The sequence below is a fragment of the Pseudoalteromonas obscura genome (genome assembly GCF_030135505.1).
Classification (GTDB): Bacteria; Pseudomonadota; Gammaproteobacteria; order Enterobacterales; family Alteromonadaceae; genus Pseudoalteromonas; species Pseudoalteromonas obscura.
This window is the reverse complement of sequence record NZ_JASJUT010000001.1, coordinates 192,817-214,882: the sequence shown is the minus strand read 5'-3', so window position 1 is coordinate 214,882 and position 22,066 is coordinate 192,817. Positions and strand designations below refer to the sequence as shown.

The following is a 22,066-nucleotide window of genomic DNA, read 5'->3' as shown; positions in this document are numbered from 1 at the left end:
AGATGATAAATCTATAAAATACTAAAAAGCAGGATAAAACACTTTTCATGCATACTCAGCTAGATAGAACTGATAGAAAAATTCTAGTCGAATTACAAAAAGACGGCAGGATATCTAACGTAGAATTGGCAAAACGCATTGGGCTTAGTGCAACACCTTGCCTAGAAAGAGTAAAAAAACTCGAACGAGATGGCTTCATTAAAGGATATAAAGCTGTGGTAGACCCAGTAAAGTTGGGGCAGGGGTTGCTTGTATTTGTTGAAGTTACAATTAATAAAAACTCTCCAGATGTATTTGAACAGTTTAATGAAGCTGTCAAACAACACGATGAAATTATTGAATGCCACTTGGTATCAGGCAATTTTGATTTTTTATTAAAAACACGGGTTACTGACATGTCGGAGTACCGGGGCGTACTCGGTGAAATTCTTTTAAAACTGCCTAATATTAACGAAAGTCGTACTTATGTTGTAATGGAAGAGGTTAAAGGAGAGCAGGGGGAGGTTATAAAACCTTGTGCACCTTAAAGAATTTCTTGATATGGTGTAACCTATAATAGAAGTTTACAATAAAAGATAAATACAGGTTGAATGTAATGCGCTTAAATGGTGTTCAGCGCCTACTAGAAACGGGTCTTATTGTCAGCACTGCAGCTGCAATTTTTACGCTTTGCGCCTTGGTTTCATTTGATCCAGCCGATCCGGCATGGACACAAGCGGGTGAGTTTGTAAAAGTAAATAATATCACCGGTGCTGCAGGTGCATGGGTTGCGGATATTTTGTTACTGAGTTTTGGGTGGCTTGCCTTTTGGGTACCTGCTGCAATGCAGTTATTTGGCTATTTGCTATTTAAAAAACCGCACAAGATTTTCCAATTAGATTATACCACCCTTGGTTTACGAATTATTGGTGCAACGTTGCTTATTGCTTCATCCAGTGCGATAAGTAGTATCAATTTTGACGATATTTATACATTTTCTTCCGGTGGAGTAGTGGGGGACGTCGTGGCAGGTGCCATGATGCCGGCATTTAACTTTACTGGCACGTCTATTCTTCTATTGTGTTTTTTCTTTGCAGGGATCACTTTGTTAACGGGTGTTTCTTGGGTTGAGGCTGTTGATTATTTGGGCGAAAAAGTCGTTAAATTTATCAAGTTTGTTTTTGCTAGAATGACCAAGAAAAACGCCCCGATACAGAAAACAGCAGGCACAATGCCTCAAAGTGCGGCGGCAATCGAAGCGCCTAAAAGCGAAGCTTTTGTTGAAGAGATACAACTTGAATCAGAAGATAAAGAAGAAATTGAGCGCGCTCATAATTTTGAAGAGCCAAGCGCTCCGGTGGCTGAACCAGCAGTGCCTGACGAGGTCGAAAAGCCACTCAAATTGAAAGACAAGCTGTTTTCTGTTGTCGGCAAAAAAGAAGATAAAAAGCCACAAAGTGCTGAAACGGTTGAACCGATATTGCAGACGCAGCCACCTTTTGATGAACCAGTTGCAGCTGATGTATTTGATGAACTTGATCATATATTAGAGCAGGAAATCAATTTCTCAGCGATTGACGATGAGTCACTGGACACAGTAGCAGCATTGAACGCGTTGGATGATGCGGCAGTAAAAGAAGAGCCAGTAACAAAGGTTGTGTCGCCTGCGAGACCGTTAAAAAAGCCAGATGGTGAAGCAAATCAAAAAGCAGCATATCAGCCACCGCCTTCTGCAAAAGAACAATTCGAAGCTTTATTAGAAGCTGAACCTCCGGCCGATCCGCTTCCATCACTTGATTTACTTGATAGGCCAGATAAAGCAAAAAACCCGATTACAAAAGAAGAGTTGGAAACGGTATCTCGCCTTGTTGAGGCCAAGCTCTTGGATTTCAATATCCAAGCTGCGGTGGTCGGGGTCTATCCAGGGCCTGTTGTTACACGCTTCGAGCTTGATCTTGCTCCGGGTATTAAAGTAGCTAAGATAACCGGACTGGCAAAAGACTTAGCAAGATCACTGTCAGCGGTTAGTGTACGTGTTGTTGAAGTCATTCCAGGCAAAACTTATGTTGGCCTTGAATTGCCAAATAAAAACCGAGAGATAGTAAGGCTCTCAGAAGTTATCAATGCGCCAAAGTTTGAACAAAACGCTTCCCCATTAACCATGGTATTGGGTAAAGACATTGCAGGGGAGCCTGTGGTGGCAGACCTTGCTAAAATGCCTCACCTACTGGTTGCGGGTACAACTGGTTCTGGTAAGTCAGTTGGCGTTAATGTAATGATATTAAGCTTACTGTATAAGTCACCACCTGAAGATGTTCGTATGATCATGATTGACCCAAAAATGTTGGAGCTATCTGTATATGAGGGGATCCCACATCTGTTATGCGAGGTTGTGACGGATATGAAAGAGGCAGCCAATGCACTGCGTTGGTGTGTAGGTGAAATGGAGCGCCGTTATAAGCTGATGTCTGCATTGGGTGTGAGAAATCTCAAAGGCTACAATCAAAAAGTATTAGCAGCAAAAGAGGCCGGACAACCAATTCTGGACCCATTGTTTAAAGATACTGATGGCATGGCTGATGGCCCAGAAGAACTAGATAAATTGCCAAGCATCGTTGTGGTAATTGATGAGTTTGCTGACATGATGATGATCGTTGGCAAAAAAGTTGAAGAGTTAATCGCACGTATCGCACAAAAGGCGCGTGCAGCTGGGATACATTTGGTTTTAGCTACTCAAAGACCATCAGTTGATGTCATCACTGGCTTGATAAAAGCCAATATACCTACACGAATGGCGTTTCAGGTATCGAGTAAAATTGACTCCCGTACCATTCTTGATCAGCAAGGTGCGGAGAATCTACTAGGTATGGGTGATATGTTGTATTTGCCGCCAGGTACCAGTGTTCCAATCCGTGTTCACGGCGCATTTGTGGATGATCACGAAGTGCATGCAGTAGTAAATGATTGGAAAGCGCGAGGCAAACCAAATTACATCGAAGATATCTTATGCGGTGATGCAACAGAAGAAATTTTGTTACCGGGTGAACAGCCTGAAGGTGGCGATGAAGAATCTGATCCACTGTATGATGAAGCGGTAGGATTTGTGATTGAAACTGGTAAAGTGTCTGTTTCGAGTGTTCAACGTAAGCTTCGAGTTGGTTATAACCGTGCTGCACGTTTGGTTGAGCAAATGGAAATGTCTGGCGTTGTCAGTGCACCGGGTCACAACGGTGCACGCGAAGTATTAGTACCGAAAGGTGGAGCAAATTAAAATGAAGTTTAAAACAATAGCCTTAGTACTAGGTTTGTCATGCGGTTTTGTTTCGCAAAGCTTTGCGAATGAAGCTGAATCCTTAAAGCTAAAGCTCAGATCTCTAAATACATTTGAAGCGAGTTTTACTCAAAAAGTTAAAGATGAAGAAGGTACATTATTGCAAGATGGAACGGGCAATATTGCACTTAAATACCCATCAAAGATTCGTTGGCAGCAACTAGAACCAGATGAAACCCTGTTAGTGTCTGACGGAAATAAGACTTTTTACTTTGACAGCTTTGCTGAGCAAGTAACAGTAATGAATACTGCGGGTTTGATAGATACAACACCATTTATTTTATTAACTACTCAAGACAAAGCGCAATGGGAAAAGTACGATGTAAGCAAAACGACTGTAGGCTACCGGATTTCACCAAAGCCGAATGTCGAATCACAAGTTGAGCTGTTAGACATTGTTTTTGCAAGTGCAGGCGTTGCTATTGATTCATTAAGTATTAAAGATGCATCAGGGCAAACTTCGACGTTTAAGTTTTCGAATGCCAAAACAAATATTGAGCTAGACGATAAATCATTTACATTCAAAATCCCCCATGGAGTGGTCATAGACGACCAAACTGCCAGTGAGTAGTTTAGGTTTTGACTTTGCACCTGATGTTAGACCTTTGGCCGCTAGAATGCGGCCAAAGTCGTTACAGGGCTATATTGGCCAAACACACATAATTGCCAAAGATTCCGTTTTATATCGAGCAATCGAACAGGGTCGATGCCACAGCTTGATTTTATGGGGCCCTCCTGGGGTAGGCAAAACAACCTTGGCAGAGATCATTGCAAACCATGCAGATGCGCAATTGGCAAAACTGTCAGCAGTTACGTCTGGTGTTAAAGAGATCAGAGAAGTCGTACTAGAAGCAAAAAGTCGATTAGCCCAATCAGGTAGACGTACCTTGCTATTTGTTGATGAGGTACATCGATTTAATAAATCACAGCAAGATGCATTTTTGCCCCATATTGAGGATGGAACCTTTGTTTTTATAGGTGCGACGACAGAAAACCCTTCTTTTGCATTAAACAATGCAATTTTGTCACGAGCGCGAGTCTACACGCTTAAGCCATTGACTTTGGAAGAATTGGTTTTTGCACTAAAGCAAGCACTCAGTGATGACGAACAATTGGGCCAACTTGCAATTAATATTGAGGATGAAGCTTTAAATGCGCTGGCACAAGCCGCAGATGGCGATGCACGCAAAGCGCTCAACTTATTAGAGCAAGCGGTGGATTTGGGACATCGAAATGGCAGCAACGTAGACATTGATAAGTCTGTGTTGATGCAAATATTGCCTACACACCTTGCAAAATACGATAAGGGTGGCGACATCTATTATGACCTTATTTCGGCTTTTCACAAATCAGTTCGGGGAAGTAGCCCTGATGCGGCCTTATACTGGTATTGTCGTATTCTAGCGGGTGGGGGAGATCCCCTTTACGTGGCAAGGCGTTTGCTCGCTATTGCCAGTGAGGATATAGGAAACGCAGACCCTAGAGCACTGCAAGTCGCGCTCAACGCGTGGGACATTTTTCACAGAGTAGGCCCAGCAGAAGGGGAGCGCGCAATTGCACAAGCGACAATCTACCTTGCAAGTGCAGCGAAAAGCAATGCTGTATACACGGCATTCAAACAGGCTAAACGGGATGCTCAAACAGATGTAGATTTACCAGTACCAGAGCACCTTCGCAATGCGCCGACAAAATTAATGAAAGAAATGGGCTTTGGAGAGGAGTATCGTTATGCCCATGACGAGCCTGGGGCGTATGCTGCGGGAGAGAACTATTTTCCAGAATCTGTTTCTGATCGGCAATACTACTTCCCAACAGATCGTGGTTTAGAAAAGCAAATTAAAGAAAAGCTCAACTACTTAAAAAGCCTAGATAATACAAGTAACCAAAAACGGTATAATAAAAAACCGGGTCAAGCATAAATGGAAATGCTCAAAACTTATATAATGATAGCCTTTGGTGGTGCGTTTGGCGCCTGCTTAAGGTTTTTTATTAGTGATATTGTGTTAAAACTCATGGGTAAGGGATTCCCTTTTGGTACATTGACCGTTAATATTCTTGGTTCATTGTCGATGGGCATTCTTTACGGATTAATCGAAAAGCAAATAATAGCTGTATCTCCTGCCAAGGCTTTGATAGGTGTCGGCTTTTTAGGTGCTTTGACGACATTTTCAACATTTTCCATGGACAGCCTATTGTTGTTACAACAAGGCCAGTTTATGAAGATGGCATTGAATATAACGTTGAATGTCGTCGTATGTATATTTATGGCCTGGATAGGTCTTTGCTTAGTCATGCAAAAAGGTTAAAAGAACAAACATGTTAGATCCAAAGTATTTAAGACAGGACATCGAAGAAGCTGCTGCGCGCTTAAAAAAACGTGGCTTTGAGCTAGATGTTGAAGCAGTTAACGCGCTTGAAGAGCAGCGTAAAACTTTGCAAACAAAAACCCAAGAATTACAAAGTGAGCGAAACAGCCGCTCCAAGGCAATTGGTCAAGCGAAAGCAAAAGGTGAAGATGTACAGCCGCTGCTAGATGCGGTTGCAAATCTTGGTGACCAACTATCGGCTGCAAAAGCAGAGCAAGACAAAATTTTAGCCCAGCTACAAGACTTAGCATCAACATTACCAAACTTGCCTGCTGAAGATGTCCCTGAGGGTGCAGATGAAGACGATAACGTTGAAGTTTCTAAATGGGGTGAGCCTAAACAGTTTGACTTTGAAGTAAAAGACCATGTTGATTTAGGTGAAGCACTAGACAAGGGTCTTGACTTTGAAACAGGCGTGAAACTAAGTGGTTCGCGCTTTACCGTGATGCGTGGCGGTGTTGCGCGTATGCATCGTGCGCTTGTGCAATTCATGCTTGATACACACACTGACAAAAACGGCTACACAGAGATGTATGTGCCGTACTTGGTAAACAAAGCAAGCTTGTATGGGACAGGTCAATTGCCAAAGTTTGCGGCTGACTTATTCCATACAGAAGTGCTTGAAGAAGACCAAGATGGCTACAGTTTGATCCCAACTGCTGAAGTACCACTTACAAACTGTGCAAGAGATGAAATCTTCGACGAGAAAGAACTTCCAATCAAGATGACTGCACACACGCCTTGTTTCCGCAGTGAAGCGGGTAGTTATGGTCGTGATACACGTGGTCTTATCCGTCAACACCAGTTTGACAAAGTAGAACTTGTCCAATTGGTTAAACCTGAAGATTCAATGGATGCGCTTGAAGAGCTTACAGGCAGTGCTGAAGGCATCTTACAGGCGCTTGAACTTCCATACAGAAAAGTGGTTTTGTGTACGGGAGATATGGGTTTTGGTGCAGCTAAAACATATGATTTAGAAGTTTGGTTACCTGCTCAAAACACTTATCGAGAGATCTCTTCTTGTTCAAACATGCAAGATTTCCAAGCGAGACGTATGCAAGCACGTTTCCGCCGTGCTGGAGAGAAGAAGCCAGAGCTACTTCACACGCTAAATGGTTCAGGTCTTGCTGTTGGTCGTACGCTTGTTGCAATATTAGAAAATTATCAACAAGAAGATGGCTCGATTGTTGTGCCTAATGTACTTAAACCTTACATGGGTGGCTTAGAGGTTCTTAAGTAATCAGCCCAAGTGATTGATATCAGGCCGCTATCTAGCGGCCTTTTTTATGACAAAATAATGAATGTTTTTTTACGGTGTAACTTGCATCATTAACTCATAAAAATCTTATTAATCGTATTTATTATTTGTTTTATAGTATTTCAAGCATTAAAAAACCAATTTTTCAATTTGAGAAAAGTTCTTATCTATTCTCTATTGCATGTGATTTCAAACTATGGTTAATTGGAACCTGAGGTTTGGCCATTCCTTCTGAATAAGTTTTGCACGCACTGATACCAAGTGTGAGCAGATGTCTTATTGTTACCATTATTGCAAAATTTAAATTTGATTCTATCCAAGATAGTTGAGTGACATGTAGTGCCTGATTTGCGCGGCTTATATATTTTTCTGCTTAAAAAGAGGTTGTAAATAGCATTCGAGATTAAGACGCAAATATAGTTGCAAATTACAGTTGGGTTAACTATTTATTAAATGTGGATGTCGGTAAGACTAAGCAATCAAAAATTGAAGGTGAGGAATTTACCTATGAAGAGACAGAAAAGAGACCGTTTAGAGAGAGCACACTCACAAGGATTTAAAGCAGGTTTAGCAGGACGGTCCAAAGATTTATGTCCATATCAGCAAATTGAGCACAGATCAGAATGGTTAGGTGGCTGGCGAGAGGCCATAGACAATCGCAATATGTTTAAAACCTAAAACAGAATCAACAGAACCGAAGAGATAAAGTAAAGCCCCGAAAAGGGGCTTATTTGTTTCTATCGACTGATAGAAATTAAAACGCGCTAGTATCTTGGAAAAGACCCACTTTTAGATCTTTTGCTTCATAGATAACACGGCCGTCTACTTCAACAACACCATCTGCAAGACCCATAAACAATTTACGCTTGATAACACGTTTCATGTCGACACGGTAAGTTACCTTTTTAGCTGTAGGTAAGATTTGACCGGTAAACTTAACTTCGCCTACACCTAGTGCACGACCAAGTCCTGGGCCACCAGACCAGCCTAAGAAAAAGCCAACAATCTGCCACATAGCGTCTAAGCCAAGACAACCAGGCATTACAGGGTCACCTCTGAAGTGACAATCGAAGAACCACAGGTCAGGGTTAATGTCTAGTTCTGCAATGATTTGGCCTTTGCCGTATTCACCGCCGTCGTCATTGATTTCTACAATGCGATCCATCATTAACATGTTATCGATTGGCAGACGGCAATTGTTTTCACCAAACATTTTACCTTCAGCACAAAGGATTAGTTCTTCTTTTGTATAACTATTTTTAGGTTCCATAGTATTCATTCTTCATTTTCTAATTGCGGGTACTCTAGCGTACACTTGTACGCTAAACAACTCTGAACAGTTAAATTTTTATCTATATCATACGTCAGTAACATTAAAATCAATTCTCTTTGTGATTTACGCGATTTTTGGTTGAAAAAACTTTATAATCGGGTTGTTTGTTAGTAATTTAATGGAAATTTATGATCCTTTTTGTAGATGCCTTGACGGTAATAGATTTTTCTTACTTATGTGCTAAACGCGGCGCTGTTGGAGAAAGTTGGATAGTTGATATGACGCTGCATGGTCAACTGAATGAAGAGTCAATGGTTTTAGACTTTGCAAAAGTAAAAAAACAAATTAAAGCAATTATTGATAACACAATAGATCATAAATTGGCCATTCCCTCAGCGTTAGATTGTCAGTTAGATTTGAATGGCGGCAGGGTATCATTTGATTATGAGTTTGGTGGTCATCACCTTGCTATGAGTGCGCCAGATGAAGCGGTTTGTGTTGTTGAAGGTGAAAAGATTGACGAGCAATCTGTCATTGCCTTTTTAAAGCAACAAATTTTGCCTCAAATGCCTGACAATGTTAAAGACATTGAAATTGCTCTACGTCCAGAACAAACCAGTAGCTTCTATTATCATTACAGCCACGGCTTGAAAAAGCACGATGGTAATTGCCAACGCATTATTCATGGGCACCGCTCATTGATCGGCATATTCTTTGATGGTGTAAGTATGCCTAGACTACAAAAAGAGTGGTCTCAAAAGTGGGAAGATATCTATTTAGGTACGCAAGAAGACTTAATTGAGCATGCTCAATTAAAGTATATTTCAGCGAAACAAGAAGACTATTCGTTCGCATACGAATCATCTCAAGGCTATTTTGAAATGTGTATCAGCAAAGAGCGATGTGATATTTTACCGTGTGATACCACAGTAGAGTGTATTGCTGACTACTTAGCTAACAAAATTAAAACGACATACCCAGACAAAGAAGTAAAAGTCAGAGCCTATGAGGGTGTGGGCAAAGGAGCTATTGCTTATGCATAAATTGTTGCTAGCACTGGGCGCATGCTTTGCACTGAGTGCACAAGCAATTGAGTTAAAAGGCCACCTTACACAAGGAGGCATGGTGACTGGTCATTTAGAGGGCATAAAATCAGTGTCTCTAAATGGCAAAGAACTGAAAATAACACCCAATGGACAGTTTGTTTTTGGTTTTGGACGCGATGCAAAGAGCGAGCATAAGCTAATTTGGGTCGACAAAAATAACATTCAGCACTCGAAAGAGTTCTTTATAACCTCACGTGATTACGATATCGATCGAATTACTGGAGTCGCAAAAAAATATGTCTCCCCACCGAAAGAGGTATTGCAGCGTATTCGTAATGACTCTAAGAAAGTGAGTGCTGCGCGTGCCAAAAGCAGTACACTTGAGTTTTTTGATTCTCCAGTATATCGCCCCGCGAAAGGCCGTATTTCCGGTGTTTATGGAAGTCAAAGATATTTTAATGGCGAGCCTCGTCGCCCTCATTTTGGTTTAGACATCGCGAACAAAACCGGCACACCGATATGGGCGCCTTTGCCGGGTAAAGTTGTGCTTGCTGAAAAAGATCTCTATTACAGTGGTGGAACTTTGATTTTAGATCATGGCTACGGTATTACTTCCACCTACATTCACATGAGCAAGCTACACGTTAAAGTGGGGGACATGGTTTCCACAGGTGAGGTAATAGGTGATATAGGCGCAACAGGCCGCGTGACAGGCCCACATTTGGATTGGCGTTTCAATTGGTACGGTGAGAGACTGGACCCTGAATTATTAATGATAGATAAACCAGCAAACAAAAGCAGTAAATAATGACAGAACAAGATAGAGACGCAACCATTGCGAAACGTATTCATGACTCGATAACATCGGTAACCAAAACTGTATTTCCGGGTAGAACCAATCATCACAACACGCTTTTTGGTGGCGATGCGTTGGCGTGGATGGATGAAGTGGCGTTTATAGCGGCAACAAGGTTTTGCCGTAAACCATTAGTAACAATTTCCTCGGACCGTGTAGATTTTAAAGAAGCTATTCCCGCGGGCACGTTTGCTGAGCTTGTTGCGAAAGTTGTCCATGTTGGTAACACGAGTCTCAAAGTAGAAGTACAAATTTTCTTGGAAACGATGCACAAAGATGATAAGCACTTGGCTATTTCAGGCAGCTTTACATTTGTCGCAGTTGATGACAATCACAGGCCTACGCCTGTTGTATGTGAAAATATGTTGAACGGGTTTCAATAATACTTAGAGGGGGCGGTAGCCCCCTTTGTTATTTACTGAATGCTTATTGATGCAACTTCCTTTTATTAGCTACAGCTCATTCGCATTATTTGTCAATTCTCCTTATCACGTAACAGTTAACGGTCACTTGTTTACGATATGTGTTTTTTTCAATTCCGCTTTGGCATCATTATCTGTCCCGGCCAGTGCTTTTGGTACTCTGCGCTGAGCAGCGTGAAAGATTCCAACTATATTAATCTGACTCTATCCTCGTTTAATAGCAGTGAATCACTAAGGTGTAGCGGGTTATAAAGGCCAATTTGGTTAATTTTTGACAGATTAACTCTATGTGATATCTGCCTCAAGGGATCCTTGAGGTTTACCCAAGGTTGATAATTCATAAAAATTTAATATGTTCTTTTTTCACGCTGATTCCGATATTTGTGAAATATAAATCGCCACAAATCTAGATGGGGTATCACTATCTGACTAACCTGATCTACACTTACTTTTGGCTTAAACAAACAGTAAGGAGCTTGTGATGATTACTATACATAGAGAATATTGCTTATCTGGAGAAAGAAATTTACATGCCCATGTTGAAGTCTTCCCAACAGGTCAGCTGGATGTCGATATTGTTGAGCTTCATGAGCACCATTCAACCCAGTTTGATAATATTAAATATGAACACACTGGTGCCGACATTGTGATCACAGGTATTGAAGGCGCTACTAGCTGGCAGGTTGTACTCAAAGAGCGGGATGCAAGAGAGCTATCCCACCTTATTGCAGATGCAAATGAGGAGTATGAGATACTAATGCGAGATCTTGGTTAGTAAAGTCCTGTCATAACATTCACCACAAATATGTGCAGATACGTAGTAGTCATAATATTTTAGGTGCTCAGGTATGTGTTGCTGTAACTAAATTTAGATGAGCACCTAAGTAAAAACCATCCTTATACATTATCTATGTATGTGTAGAGAATTATCTCAATGATTTCTCACTGCATTTGTTTTTCTGACTACAATTTATATATACATGGATTCGCCAATATAGGTATTGATAGTGAGATACAGCCTCAAAACTGTGCTTACGGTTTTTATTTTAGCCAGTTTGATCACTGCATTGGTCAATCTGATCATACTCAATAGTAGCCAAAGCGTTAAAGACAAACATGAGTATTGGGTTATCCATACGCATGAAGTGATTGATTTAGTAAACCAACTCAGAACACAAATTAAAAATGCTGAAACAGGACAGCGTGGCTTCATACTTACTCGCAATGTTCTTTATTTACAACCATACAACACGGGTACCAAATTAACTTCCAAACTTTTTGAAGCGCTAAAAACAAAAACACGAGACAATCCAATTCAACAAAACAGGTTGTCAGAGTTGATTGTTGTGCTAAACGATAAGTTTTCTGAGTTAGAGCAAACAATTCAACTTGTCAAAAGTGGCCAAGAGCAGGAAGCATTAGAGCTTGTCAGAACAGATCTTGGACGTCATCTAATGGGAGAGATTGAAAATACGTTGCTGGCATTTGAAAAAGAGGAGAGGGTATTACTTGAAGCGAGAACATCAGAATATAAAGAGGCAAAAACGCTGTATCATATTTCAATCTGGTTGCTTGAAGCCATGTACTTGATCTTGATTATTTGGGTAATTTACACGATAAAATATAAGGTCATGGAGCCACTTCACTGCCTAAATAAATATATCAACAGCGATTTTTCAGATAACCCGATTTTGATTGCGCAGGGAGATAGTTGTCGCGAAGTAGAGCAATTAGCTAGCGACATAATAAAGCGCTGTACAGATAGCGAAGCAACTATTGTTAAATTGCAACACGCTCATACACTCGACGTTAATCTAATCAAAGCTCAAAACCAATTTTTAGTCGATTTGAGTCTGAAGACCAAATTACCAGCACACAAGGTGTACACTTCTCTTAAAAAGTTTAAGAGTGATTCAGCATCACTCAATAACAGCGATGAACTTAGTGAGCTAATATCAATTGCGCATAAGCTGGTTGAAGCCCCTGAAGAGATAGATAACTTCGTAAATAATGCGAAGCAAAGCGATACAAACAGTAATGTCGCCGATTGATATCTATCGTTTTTTATTCCAAAGAGCATGAAAGTTTTTCATTATTTGGAATGTTCCAAAAATGTGAAGTAATTTTACCGTATTCAGTATATAATTGCCAAAATGGAAACAAAAACTCACGTTAGTTTTCTTCATTTAAGTGTTTCAGTGGCGATTTTGGGTAGTAGATGCCGAGTTCTGTATTTTTCTTAATATTGTTAATTGGCACATTGCACCATTGGATCGGATACAAGCTTATTTTAAATAAAAAGGTATTGGACCGGGTCAAACCAAAACGCTTGTTTGGTCGCTTGTGTACTAAAACGGTGCTGTTGTCTGCATGGCATTTCTCAACAGCCTGCTGGTTTGGGTTTGGTGGTGTTATTTTTGTCTTTACGGTATTTGATAACCCATCAAAAGAAACGGTTTTATTTGTTGCGCTTTGTGTCTTTTCAATCAGTGGTTGGTTGTGTACGTATTCGCGTAACCACAAACTGATCTATTGGTGTATCTTTTTAATCATGTCTTCTATAAGTTTTATCGTTGCTAAACATTAATGCACAGCCTCACAATTTGTGTGAGTCTGTGCATTTGTATCATTTAGTTAAATGATGTGTTTGTTGCTAGAGAGCATTGAATTAGTAAAAGTATCTAGCACCATTCCATAATGGTGTGTTACCGCCGTCTAGACCGACAAATTTGATTTGTCCTTCAATCGCGTCGTCTGGAATTACATACTCGATAGTTTTACCTGAATTGCCGTAAGCGCTCGCTTGGATCCGCTGCATTTTTTGGCCGTTAAAGTACACATCTACAAACTCTGTATTAGTGACTTCGATAGAGAGTGTTCTATCTGTACCACTTAGGTCTGAAACGTGTGGTTGCAAGAACGTCACCGTTGATTTGCTTTGGCTTTGGTTAAGTAGATCTCTTGCAATCGTATCAAAGTTGCCAACACCGTTATCAAGTAGGCTATCAAGTGTTTGAGGTACTACTTTGTCTGATACGCAGCCAAAATCTTCTATTAGCGCATTTTTATTGTGGCCGTGGCGAACCATTTGTCTCCAAGATACTGTCATTTCTTGACCGTGAGGAAGCGCTTCAAAATAAGGCGCGCCAATATACTGTGCAAAAACAGAGTGTCTCATAACATTTGCACCACCTGCACCTGTGCGTGTGTGCTCACCGTAAACCTTAGCTACCCCGTTATCTTGAACCGCACAAGTGAATACGTCACCTGACGAGTAAGTTTTAGCATTAGACCACACACCGACAGGTTTGTAATAGTTTTGACCAAACACATTGTTTTCTGGAACAGTTATATAGGACGCGTTAGCAGTGTACCTTGCATTTGTACCAACAACATCAGCAAGTACTTTTTGCCAGTGTGGGCCGAATGTGCTGAAAATTGTGTCGTGAAGGATGTCATAGTTCAGCTGAGTATTGATAAATCTGAGTTCTGTTGGTTTAGCTGATTTGTTAGCAAACAATTGCACGAGTCTATCAGCATAAGTGATCAATCCACCAGGGTTATTTCGTACGTCAAATACCAATGCATCTGTATCTGCTAGCTGATTTTGAAGAAGGTCGATAAGCAGCCATAGTGAGTAATCGATTGAACCAACCACGCTAAAGCTATCAAGTTTGATATAACCGACTTGTTTACCGTCAACTTCACGAATAGCCCACGACACTTCAGGGTCTGCCGTCGGGTTCGTCACAAATGGGGTGCCTGAATCGCTGTCTAATTCAGCTTTTACTAATTCATGTTCAGCAGCTTCAATATTTGTACTTTCTGCAAGTAAATCTGCAATGGCTGTTTCATTGTTATTTGAAGCAGCAGAGTTAGCAGGAAGCCTTGTGATCCAAGGAATAGTAGTGGTATATGTTTCGCCAGTTATGTGAGATACAAACTCGATAGTAACATCATTTTGTTCAGGTACTAGAGAAACAGAGTGTCTTTTACGTGTGATGGCGCTCAGTGCTCGAATAAAGCCTGCATCTTCATTTGCGCCGTAACCTACGTTAAGGTTTTGCTCTACGACTTTGTGAATAGATACGCCATTATAAGACACAACCTTGTCACCAACTTCTGGCAAACGGCTGTCGGTTACATATGGCGTAATATTTTCAAGAATATTTGAAACACGCACTTCAGAATTACCAAACACATCTAGTGTTTTATCGAATTCAAATGGTAGGTAAGATGCATAGCTTCTCACAGGCTGAGGGTGCACATAAACTAAGTGCAAATCACGCTGAGCTTTAAAGATTTTTGTTAAGCGCGAGTGCAATTGATCAGTACTAAGGTTATCTAGCTCAGCAATGACTTTATGAATTTCTGAAACAGCATTTACATGTCCTGTCGGAGAAATGCCATAATAAATGTCTTTTGCGTATTGATGTACGTATAGATCTTCTAAGAAAATTCTTGCTTGCTCTACAACGCGTTCTTTTTCTTGTTGTGTATATTCAGGAGACTTAATTTGATCTCTCACTTCAGCTAGTGGCGCGTAGTTGTTTGCCAAAGTTGCTGAACTAAAAACAAGTGCTAATGTACTAGCCAGTAATGACTTTCTCATTTATATATCCTTACGGTTTTGTTGTAGTCAGATATAAAAACCGAAGTTTTTCTAAGAAATAACAAAAATGGACCTAAAATTTACACAAAAGAAACATCAGATAGGTTTGTAGGGGGAGGCGTGACAAATAAAAAATTAATTAAAGCCAGTGTAGTAAGAGTCACACTGGCAAAAAAGAGGGGGTTACACTATTTTGAATGAACCTTTCATAATTGCAAAGTGGCCTGGGAAAGAACAGAAAAAATTATATTCCAAATCTTTGCTCATACTTTTAGTCGAAAAAGTGATTGAAGTAGACTCTCCACCACCGATCACTTTGGTATACGCAAATACTCGAGGGTCATTTGGCTTTACATAGCTATTTTTTACGCCAGCTCGCATACCATCAGATGCGACGGCCTTTACATTCTTTTTCTCAGTTAAAACCCAATTGTGGCCCATGGCAGCAGCAGGTAATTTTCCCGTATGAACGAGCGTGAGCTTTACTTCTTTACATTTACTTGGAACAGACAAAGCTTTTTCAGAAAACTGCATCATGTCATTGGATTCTATGGTTAATTCACAGTCATTTGCTGAAGCTTGAAATGCTGAAATGCACAGTGCGGCAACTGCTACTTTGTTTATAACCTTCATTGATGTTACTCCTTAAATGGAAATTATTCGCATTATCGAGCAATTCGGTCTATTAGTAAATTGTTGGATACCTAAAAACGGTAACTTTAATCAAATTTAAGTGATTTGGATCACCCAACTATATATTTTACCAACATTTCTCCTATGTAAATTGCTTAATAAAGGCACTGTAAAATCGCCCCCTTAGGCCGATAAATTAACGAGTAAAGTCGAAGCGCATTAGAAAACTTGGGCGAGTTTTAAAGTAGGGGTAGGTCACCATAAGTTAAATTGGTTTTTATTGCCCGAGGTTTATATACAGCGTAACGCGTAAAGGCTAGCGACAAGTAGCCAGATTAATAAATACGACAACGCGCAAACTTTTCCTTAGATGGTGACGCGATAAGATTTTTTAATCTTGGTGTTATTTTTCTATATGTTGCCAGTTTGTATTTAAGTGTAATAACTAAATAATTCGCCTTAACCCCTGCTTTTTCTTGCCAGAATGGCAGTTGCTTAAAGACTTTTTTATTGCTTTTTTGTATTTAATGACAAAAAAATTAAAAAGTGTAAATAAAAGGTTGTAATTATAATTTTGTTTGTGTAGTTTGTTTTTAAACAAGGTACACGGTTAAATATTAAACAGGACACCACCGCATTGGATGCGGATAAGAATAATAATTAGGAATCAACATGAAAAAAACATTTAAGTTAACATCGGTCGCATTCGCAGTTGCTGCGCTTTCTGCAACGGTTGCTCAAGCTCAAGAGACAAAACAGTACATTCTGAAACAGAGTGATCTGAGTATTTTTGCTCCTGAGACGAGCCGTTTTTCTAGAGCAAATATTGCAGAGAGCTTTAGCGCGGAACCAACAGCAGAGGTATTATCTGCGGATTCCCAGGGTACGGTTGTGACTATGGAGCTAACACCAGAGCAGGTTGCAAAACTTAAAGCATCTGGTCAATATGCTTATATCGAAGAAGACATTGAATATAAACCTTTCACTCAAGACTTTACGGGTGAGGCATCGCCATACGGTTTAGCTGAAGTGCAAGCAAACTTATTGCAAGACACCAACGCGGATCTATTCAAAGTCTGTGTTATCGACTCTGGTTATGATTTAGGACACCCTGATTTACCTCAAAACGCGACAGGTTTCACCGACTTGCCTGGTGGATTAACTTGGTACCAAGACGGTTCTGGCCACGGCACACACGTAGCGGGTACTATCGTCGCGCTTAAAAATGGCAAAGGCGTTGTAGGTGTACTTCCTAACGATAGAGTAGGGATCCACAACGTTCGAGTATTTGATAACGACGGTAAACAAGGTCTGACTTCTCGTATTGCTCGCGCCGTAGATAACTGTGTAGAAAATGGCGCAAAAGTCATCAATATGAGTTTGGGTGGCGGTAGTCCAAGTCAATATTTCCAAGAGCGTCTGCAAGCCGCATATGACAAAGGAGTCCTACTCATTGCCGCAGCGGGTAACGATGGCAATGCAACGATGAGCTACCCTGCAAGTTACGATACGGTTGTTTCAGTTGCTAATATCGACGAAAACCGCGTGAAAAACCCATCTTCTCAATATAATGTACAGGTTGAAATTGCAGCACCAGGTACAGACGTGTTGTCTACTGTACCAAGAAGTTCAGGGATCCTAGCTGGTATAACTGCGGGCGGTAATTTTGTGGAAGCTGGTGGCATGACTCATTCAGTTGAAGGTACTGTCAGTGCAGACCTAGTTGATTGTGGTCAAGGCCTAACAGCGTGTGCGGCAACACAAAGTATTTGCTTGATAGAGCGCGGTGGTGCTTCGTTTAAAGATAAAGCTGCTAATTGTGAAGCTGGTGGTGGTGTTGCTGCAATCGTATACAATAATGCACCAGGTACATTCGGCGGCACTTTAGGTGATGCAAATCATGGTTTGACAATTCCAGTACTGTCTTTGTCTCAAGAGTCAGGTACTGCATTGAAAGCGTCAGTTGGCAGCAGCGTAAAAGTTGAGTTGAACGCCGTGCTAGATTACGGCCTTAAGACGGGTACTTCAATGGCAAGCCCACATGTTGCAGGTGTTGCTGCACTAGTGTGGTCTCAGCACCCAAGTTGTACAAACGTAGATATCCGTAATGCACTAAATGCAACCGCGATTGATTTAGGCACAGCTGGTCGTGATGATGAATATGGTTACGGCCTAGTTCAAGCTAAAGCTGCTTCAGACTATATCGCGACAAATGGCTGTAGCGGTGCACAAGACAACCAAGCGCCTGTTGCTGACTTTACATTTAGCTGTTCCGCACTAGCGTGTGACTTTGATGCAAGCTCAAGCCGCGATTCAGATGGTCAAGTAGTGAGTTATGACTGGAATGTTGGTGGATTTAATACAACGGGTGCAACAGTAGCGCATGCGTTTGCAAATGCTGGCACATACCAAGTTTCTGTAACTGTCACAGACGATGCTGGCGCAACGCACAGCGTAACTAAATCTGTAACAGTGACAGATGGTGTTGATAATACAGGTTGTGTAGGTCTGACTGAGTGGAACAGCGGTCAAGTTTACGTAGCTGGTACAGAGGTGTCTTACAATGGTAGCAAGTACCGCAGTAACTGGTGGAACCGTGGTGCAAACCCAGCACAAAACTCCAACGTTGGTAACGCATGGAAAGTATGGACTGACTTAGGTAAGTGTAACTAATTCCTTAAAACCTTGAGATTAAAGGTGCAAGGCGACATTTAATGTCGCCTTTTTTAGTTTTTCAATTGAAGATATCGATAATTTTTTCAATAAGCTGTTGCTTGTTGAAAGGTTTATAAAGAATACAATTTGTTGTTAAGTGCTCTATATCTTCATTGCCTATAAAGCCTGATATAAACATATATTTTAATTCTTTATTGTTTTTCAAAGCCGCCTGAATAAACTCTAGTCCGTCAATTTTAGGCATGATGACATCACTGATCACCAAATCAATGCTTTGTTCTGTCAGTATTGATAGGCCATCAACGGCATTGCTTGCTTCGACGACATTAACCTTAGTTCCTGTTAAAAAAGATTGAATTAAAAAGCGAATATCTTCTTCATCGTCTACTACGAGTATATTTTCAATCTGTTGGGGGAGGGACAATAACTGCTTCTGGTGAGTTAATGTTCCATTGGCTGATTTTTCAATCACAGCCGGAAAATAGACTGTAAATACTGTACCGATCCCGATTTCAGATGAAACATCGATTGCGCCATTTGAAGCTTTTACAAATCCATAACACTGTGAAAGTCCTAAACCATTTCCTGTCTCTTTTTTGGTTGTAAAGAAAGGGTCGAACACTTTATCAATATTTTCCGGCAAAATTCCTTCACCTGTGTCTTTAAAGCTGACTCTTATCGTTTTTTCTGTTTTAAGTTCGAGTGCAGCCATTTGTTCATCAGTTAACGTGACTTGCTGAGTTGATATTTTAAACTCTCCACCATTAGGCATCGCGTGCATGGCATTGATTGATAAGTTTAATAGGAGGTCTTCAAATAGGTTCTCTTCAATATGAGCACGGCTAATCAAGGGGTTGAGTTCCAATGTGAGTCTAATTTTCGAAGTCATTGCAGCTTCAAGTAATTTTTTATTTTTCTTTATTAGCTCATTGAGATCGGTATATACAGGCGTACTGGGGTTTTTCTTTGCAAAAGTAAGCAAATTGCCAGTGAGCTTTTGCCCTCGATAGCAAGCTCTTTCAATAGCTTGGACACATGAAGTAGGGTCTTTATCGTGATCTGAAATAAGATTAGTGTAGCCCAAAATGATACCTAGGATATTGTTAAAATCATGCGCAACGCCACCTGCAATATTACCTAGAGACTCTAGTTTTGAACTGCGGTTGATTAATTTTGCCTGTTGTTCATGCTCACTCATGTCTTGAAAGTTAGCGATAAAATGCAGTTCGCCTTGTTCCGTTAACGGCATACTTGCGACTGAAATACGAATAGGGAAAATATAACCAGTTTTGTGTTTTGCCTTCACGTCTCTTCCTAGACGGTTATTGATAATTTGAGACTTTCCTGACTTGATGTAGTTAGCTAGCTTTGCGCTATGCTGATCTATGCCATCGGTTAATTCATCAATATTGTGTCCAACAATTTCATCCTCTTGATAACCGAATATATTTTCGGCTTCGGGGTTAAAAGAAAGAATTGTGCCATGTGAATCTGTGGTAAATATGCCTTCTAGCAGTGACTCTATAATACGCTTTTGCTCAGCTTCTTTTAGCTCAATCAATTTCTGTTTGGATTCGAGCTCGGTAATGTCTTCGCCTTTGAAAATAAAGCCGATAATTTCCTTTTCACTTGAGTGGTAGGGAATATAGGAGACTCTTAGTGTACGCTCTTGTGGTGTCCCGACAAACAAACTTTCTTTAAACGTGACTGAATTACCTTTTATAGCATGGTCGATTTTGCTCTTTAGTTTTTTAAAAAGGGTGTTGCCTAAAATGTCAGAGACGGTATGGCCAACAACTTCTTCACGTTTTTTTCCATGCAATTTTAAATAAGCTTGATTAACTGTTTTAAATGTATACGTCAAATCAAGGAATGCGAACATATCACTCGAATTCTCAATAATTCCTTTGTATTGTTCGAGCTCTCTCATTTGCTTATATTTATCCGCTAGACTGACCACAAAAACGATGAACTCTTGACTGTCTTTATTGAAAATAGAACCACCAATTAATATCGGAACTTCTAGACCAGATTTGTGGAGATAAACCTTTTCGAATGGGGTCCAGTATCCTTTATCATTTGCTTCCTCTACAGCACGCAGATCAAGCGGCAAATACTTTTCTGGTGTCAGGTTCTTCCAATCTATTTTGCCATCAATTAATTCGTCTTGTGTATAGCCAATCATTTCAAGCAGAGTTGAGTTAGCATCGAGGATATTCCCTTTTGCATCTGAATGAATAATGCCAATGAAGTTTGATTCTTTCCACCGTTTAAAGCGCTCAGCCTCAGAGTCTAGTTGATGGTTTAGTTTGGTGAGCTCCTTGATGCTGTTATACAGGGCTTCTTCATTTTGATTGCGTTGTTGAAGCAGAAAATTAAGGGACTGCACGACCTCCTGGATCTCATGGATTGTATGGTGCTCAGTGATCGCTATGCGTTTTTCATTAACCGCTTTTGCTAAAACCTCGTGAATTATCAAAAAGGGTTTGGTGATCCAACTGATCAATATAAAAGAAAGCAAAGAAACCAAGCAAAGTGCGCCAATTACAACTTCTATTGACTGCAAATTTAGTTCTTCAACTCGTTTAAATGCCTCAGCTTTGTCAATTTTTACAACCATACCCCAATCAGTTTCTGGGATGTGATGTGAAATGGCCAATACGGGGACCTCTCTATAATCCACGTAGTCCGGAAATATGTCATTAGTACCATTGATCGCGTGTGTTATCGGGATTTCTAAGTTGCTTTTAGGCACAGTAAGGGAGAGGGCAACTGTTGGGTCGTTTCTTGTTGGAGTAAGAAAGAAAGCATCACCATTCACATCGCGCGAAGCCAGAACTATTTCTCCACTTTTACCTAAGCCTGTGTAGTCACTGACAATGGCTCTCAGTTCATCATTTTTAAATGCAACTTCAATATAGCCAATTAGTTGTCCATCCAATTCGATTGGTTCGATAAAAAGGAGTAATTGTAATTGGTCTGAAAACAGAATTTTTACGTTGTAACGTGAACTGTCTTTTTTTAAGTCACTTACATTGATGAGAGAGCGTAAACCTTCTCTCGAAGCATAAACAAGCTCTTTGCCATGATTGTAAATGGCGATGCCATAGATGCTTTCACTCGAAGAAATCGCGTGACTTATAATCTTATCTATTCGTGCTACATCCTCTTGAGCTGGATCGCGGTTAGATCGTTTTAATAGTTGTCTGAGTTGAGTTCGACTCTTTATTAGGGCCACTGAATTTTTTTTGTTCGCCAGTAGGCTCGTAATTCGTTTGTGGTTAATGTCTGCAACATCTTGCAGTTTTGCGATGGTTTCGTTAAGTAGAAGCTGTTTTTCGCTTGTTATGTTTAACAGGTGAAAAATGATTAAAGGCACCGTCGTGCAAGACAGCATAACCAAAAAAATTAATGTTCTCAGCTTCATTAAATTGTCTCAAACCAGCTAAAAGTGAGTGGGGTATTAAATCTGGCTACCACTGTGTTCTGTTGGTAGCGTGAACGGCATAAAGTTAATGAAAGTATAGTCAAAACGTGTGAAGTATGCGGGCTATGTATAAAGGATTAAATGCGTAATGCATGAGTTAATCTGTATCTATTGAGCATATGCAAGC

General features: G+C 40.4%; 18 protein-coding genes. 13 read left to right on the top strand and 5 right to left on the bottom strand.

All coding sequences use genetic code 11. From position 1 onward, the window contains the following. The first annotated feature begins 47 nt into the window (after positions 1–47). The 7 genes from lrp to rmf all read left to right on the top strand — a co-directional run bounded on the left by lrp (position 48) and on the right by rmf (position 7,612). Complete coding sequence (lrp, locus tag QNM18_RS00990; RefSeq protein WP_023398863.1) at positions 48–527, top strand: leucine-responsive transcriptional regulator Lrp; 480 nt, start codon at positions 48–50, stop codon at positions 525–527. A gap of 68 nt (positions 528–595) precedes the next feature. Beyond that, positions 596–3,250 carry a DNA translocase FtsK gene (locus QNM18_RS00985; RefSeq protein WP_284136047.1) on the top strand — a complete coding sequence of 885 codons (2,655 nt, stop codon included), beginning with the start codon at positions 596–598 and terminating at the stop codon, positions 3,248–3,250. A gap of 1 nt (position 3,251) precedes the next feature. Next, positions 3,252–3,881 (top strand): outer membrane lipoprotein periplasmic chaperone LolA, encoded by a 630-nt coding sequence (gene lolA / locus QNM18_RS00980; RefSeq protein ID WP_211012222.1) that lies wholly within the window; start codon positions 3,252–3,254, stop codon positions 3,879–3,881. Continuing rightward, positions 3,874–5,229 carry a replication-associated recombination protein A gene (locus QNM18_RS00975; RefSeq protein WP_284136046.1) on the top strand — a complete coding sequence of 452 codons (1,356 nt, stop codon included), beginning with the start codon at positions 3,874–3,876 and terminating at the stop codon, positions 5,227–5,229. Before lolA ends, QNM18_RS00975 begins: the two co-directional genes overlap by 8 nt. Before the next feature lie 6 nt (positions 5,230–5,235). Continuing rightward, complete coding sequence (gene crcB / locus QNM18_RS00970) at positions 5,236–5,616, top strand: fluoride efflux transporter CrcB (RefSeq protein WP_284136465.1); 381 nt, start codon at positions 5,236–5,238, stop codon at positions 5,614–5,616. A 10-nt stretch (positions 5,617–5,626) separates the two neighbouring features. Further along, entirely contained in the window at positions 5,627–6,916 is a 1,290-nt protein-coding gene (serS, locus tag QNM18_RS00965) for a serine--tRNA ligase (RefSeq protein WP_211012220.1), read from the top strand. Between the two features lie 525 nt (positions 6,917–7,441). Further along, positions 7,442–7,612, top strand: coding sequence for a ribosome modulation factor (gene rmf, locus QNM18_RS00960; protein ID WP_023398857.1), 171 nt, complete (start codon positions 7,442–7,444; stop codon positions 7,610–7,612). A 76-nt stretch (positions 7,613–7,688) separates the two neighbouring features. Here rmf and fabA read toward each other — a convergent pair whose 3' ends face one another. Further along, entirely contained in the window at positions 7,689–8,204 is a 516-nt protein-coding gene (fabA, locus tag QNM18_RS00955; protein ID WP_211012219.1) for a bifunctional 3-hydroxydecanoyl-ACP dehydratase/trans-2-decenoyl-ACP isomerase, read from the bottom strand. Positions 8,205–8,395: 191 nt separating this feature from the next. Between fabA and QNM18_RS00950 the strand changes: the two genes are divergently transcribed. The 5 genes from QNM18_RS00950 (at position 8,396) to QNM18_RS00930 (ending at position 12,582) form a co-directional block, all read left to right on the top strand. Beyond that, entirely contained in the window at positions 8,396–9,250 is an 855-nt protein-coding gene (locus QNM18_RS00950) for a 6-carboxytetrahydropterin synthase (protein ID WP_284136045.1), read from the top strand. Further along, entirely contained in the window at positions 9,243–10,061 is an 819-nt protein-coding gene (locus QNM18_RS00945; protein WP_211012217.1) for a M23 family metallopeptidase, read from the top strand. Before QNM18_RS00950 ends, QNM18_RS00945 begins: the two co-directional genes overlap by 8 nt. Beyond that, entirely contained in the window at positions 10,061–10,492 is a 432-nt protein-coding gene (locus tag QNM18_RS00940) for an acyl-CoA thioesterase (protein WP_211012216.1), read from the top strand. Before QNM18_RS00945 ends, QNM18_RS00940 begins: the two co-directional genes overlap by 1 nt. A gap of 520 nt (positions 10,493–11,012) precedes the next feature. Continuing rightward, the gene (locus tag QNM18_RS00935; RefSeq protein WP_284136044.1) at positions 11,013–11,306 is read left to right on the top strand and encodes a hypothetical protein; all 294 of its coding nucleotides are present in this window, start codon (positions 11,013–11,015) and stop codon (positions 11,304–11,306) included. Between the two features lie 232 nt (positions 11,307–11,538). Beyond that, on the top strand, positions 11,539–12,582 hold the full coding sequence (locus tag QNM18_RS00930; RefSeq protein ID WP_284136043.1) for a CHASE3 domain-containing protein: 1,044 nt from the start codon (positions 11,539–11,541) through the stop codon (positions 12,580–12,582). Positions 12,583–12,703: 121 nt separating this feature from the next. On the opposite strand, the gene QNM18_RS00925 is transcribed toward QNM18_RS00930, so the two are convergent. The 3 genes from QNM18_RS00925 to azu form a co-directional block, all read right to left on the bottom strand. Continuing rightward, a complete protein-coding gene (locus QNM18_RS00925) occupies positions 12,704–13,054 on the bottom strand; it encodes a hypothetical protein (protein ID WP_284136042.1) in 351 nt (116 codons plus the stop codon). A gap of 145 nt (positions 13,055–13,199) precedes the next feature. After that, positions 13,200–15,143, bottom strand: coding sequence for a S41 family peptidase (locus tag QNM18_RS00920; RefSeq protein ID WP_284136041.1), 1,944 nt, complete (start codon positions 15,141–15,143; stop codon positions 13,200–13,202). Between the two features lie 183 nt (positions 15,144–15,326). Continuing rightward, a complete protein-coding gene (azu, locus tag QNM18_RS00915) occupies positions 15,327–15,776 on the bottom strand; it encodes an azurin (RefSeq protein WP_211012211.1) in 450 nt (149 codons plus the stop codon). A 672-nt stretch (positions 15,777–16,448) separates the two neighbouring features. Between azu and QNM18_RS00910 the strand changes: the two genes are divergently transcribed. Then, complete coding sequence (locus QNM18_RS00910) at positions 16,449–18,449, top strand: S8 family serine peptidase (RefSeq protein WP_284136040.1); 2,001 nt, start codon at positions 16,449–16,451, stop codon at positions 18,447–18,449. Positions 18,450–18,510: 61 nt separating this feature from the next. Here QNM18_RS00910 and QNM18_RS00905 read toward each other — a convergent pair whose 3' ends face one another. Then, entirely contained in the window at positions 18,511–21,879 is a 3,369-nt protein-coding gene (locus QNM18_RS00905) for a hybrid sensor histidine kinase/response regulator (protein ID WP_284136039.1), read from the bottom strand. Positions 21,880–22,066 lie beyond the last annotated feature (187 nt).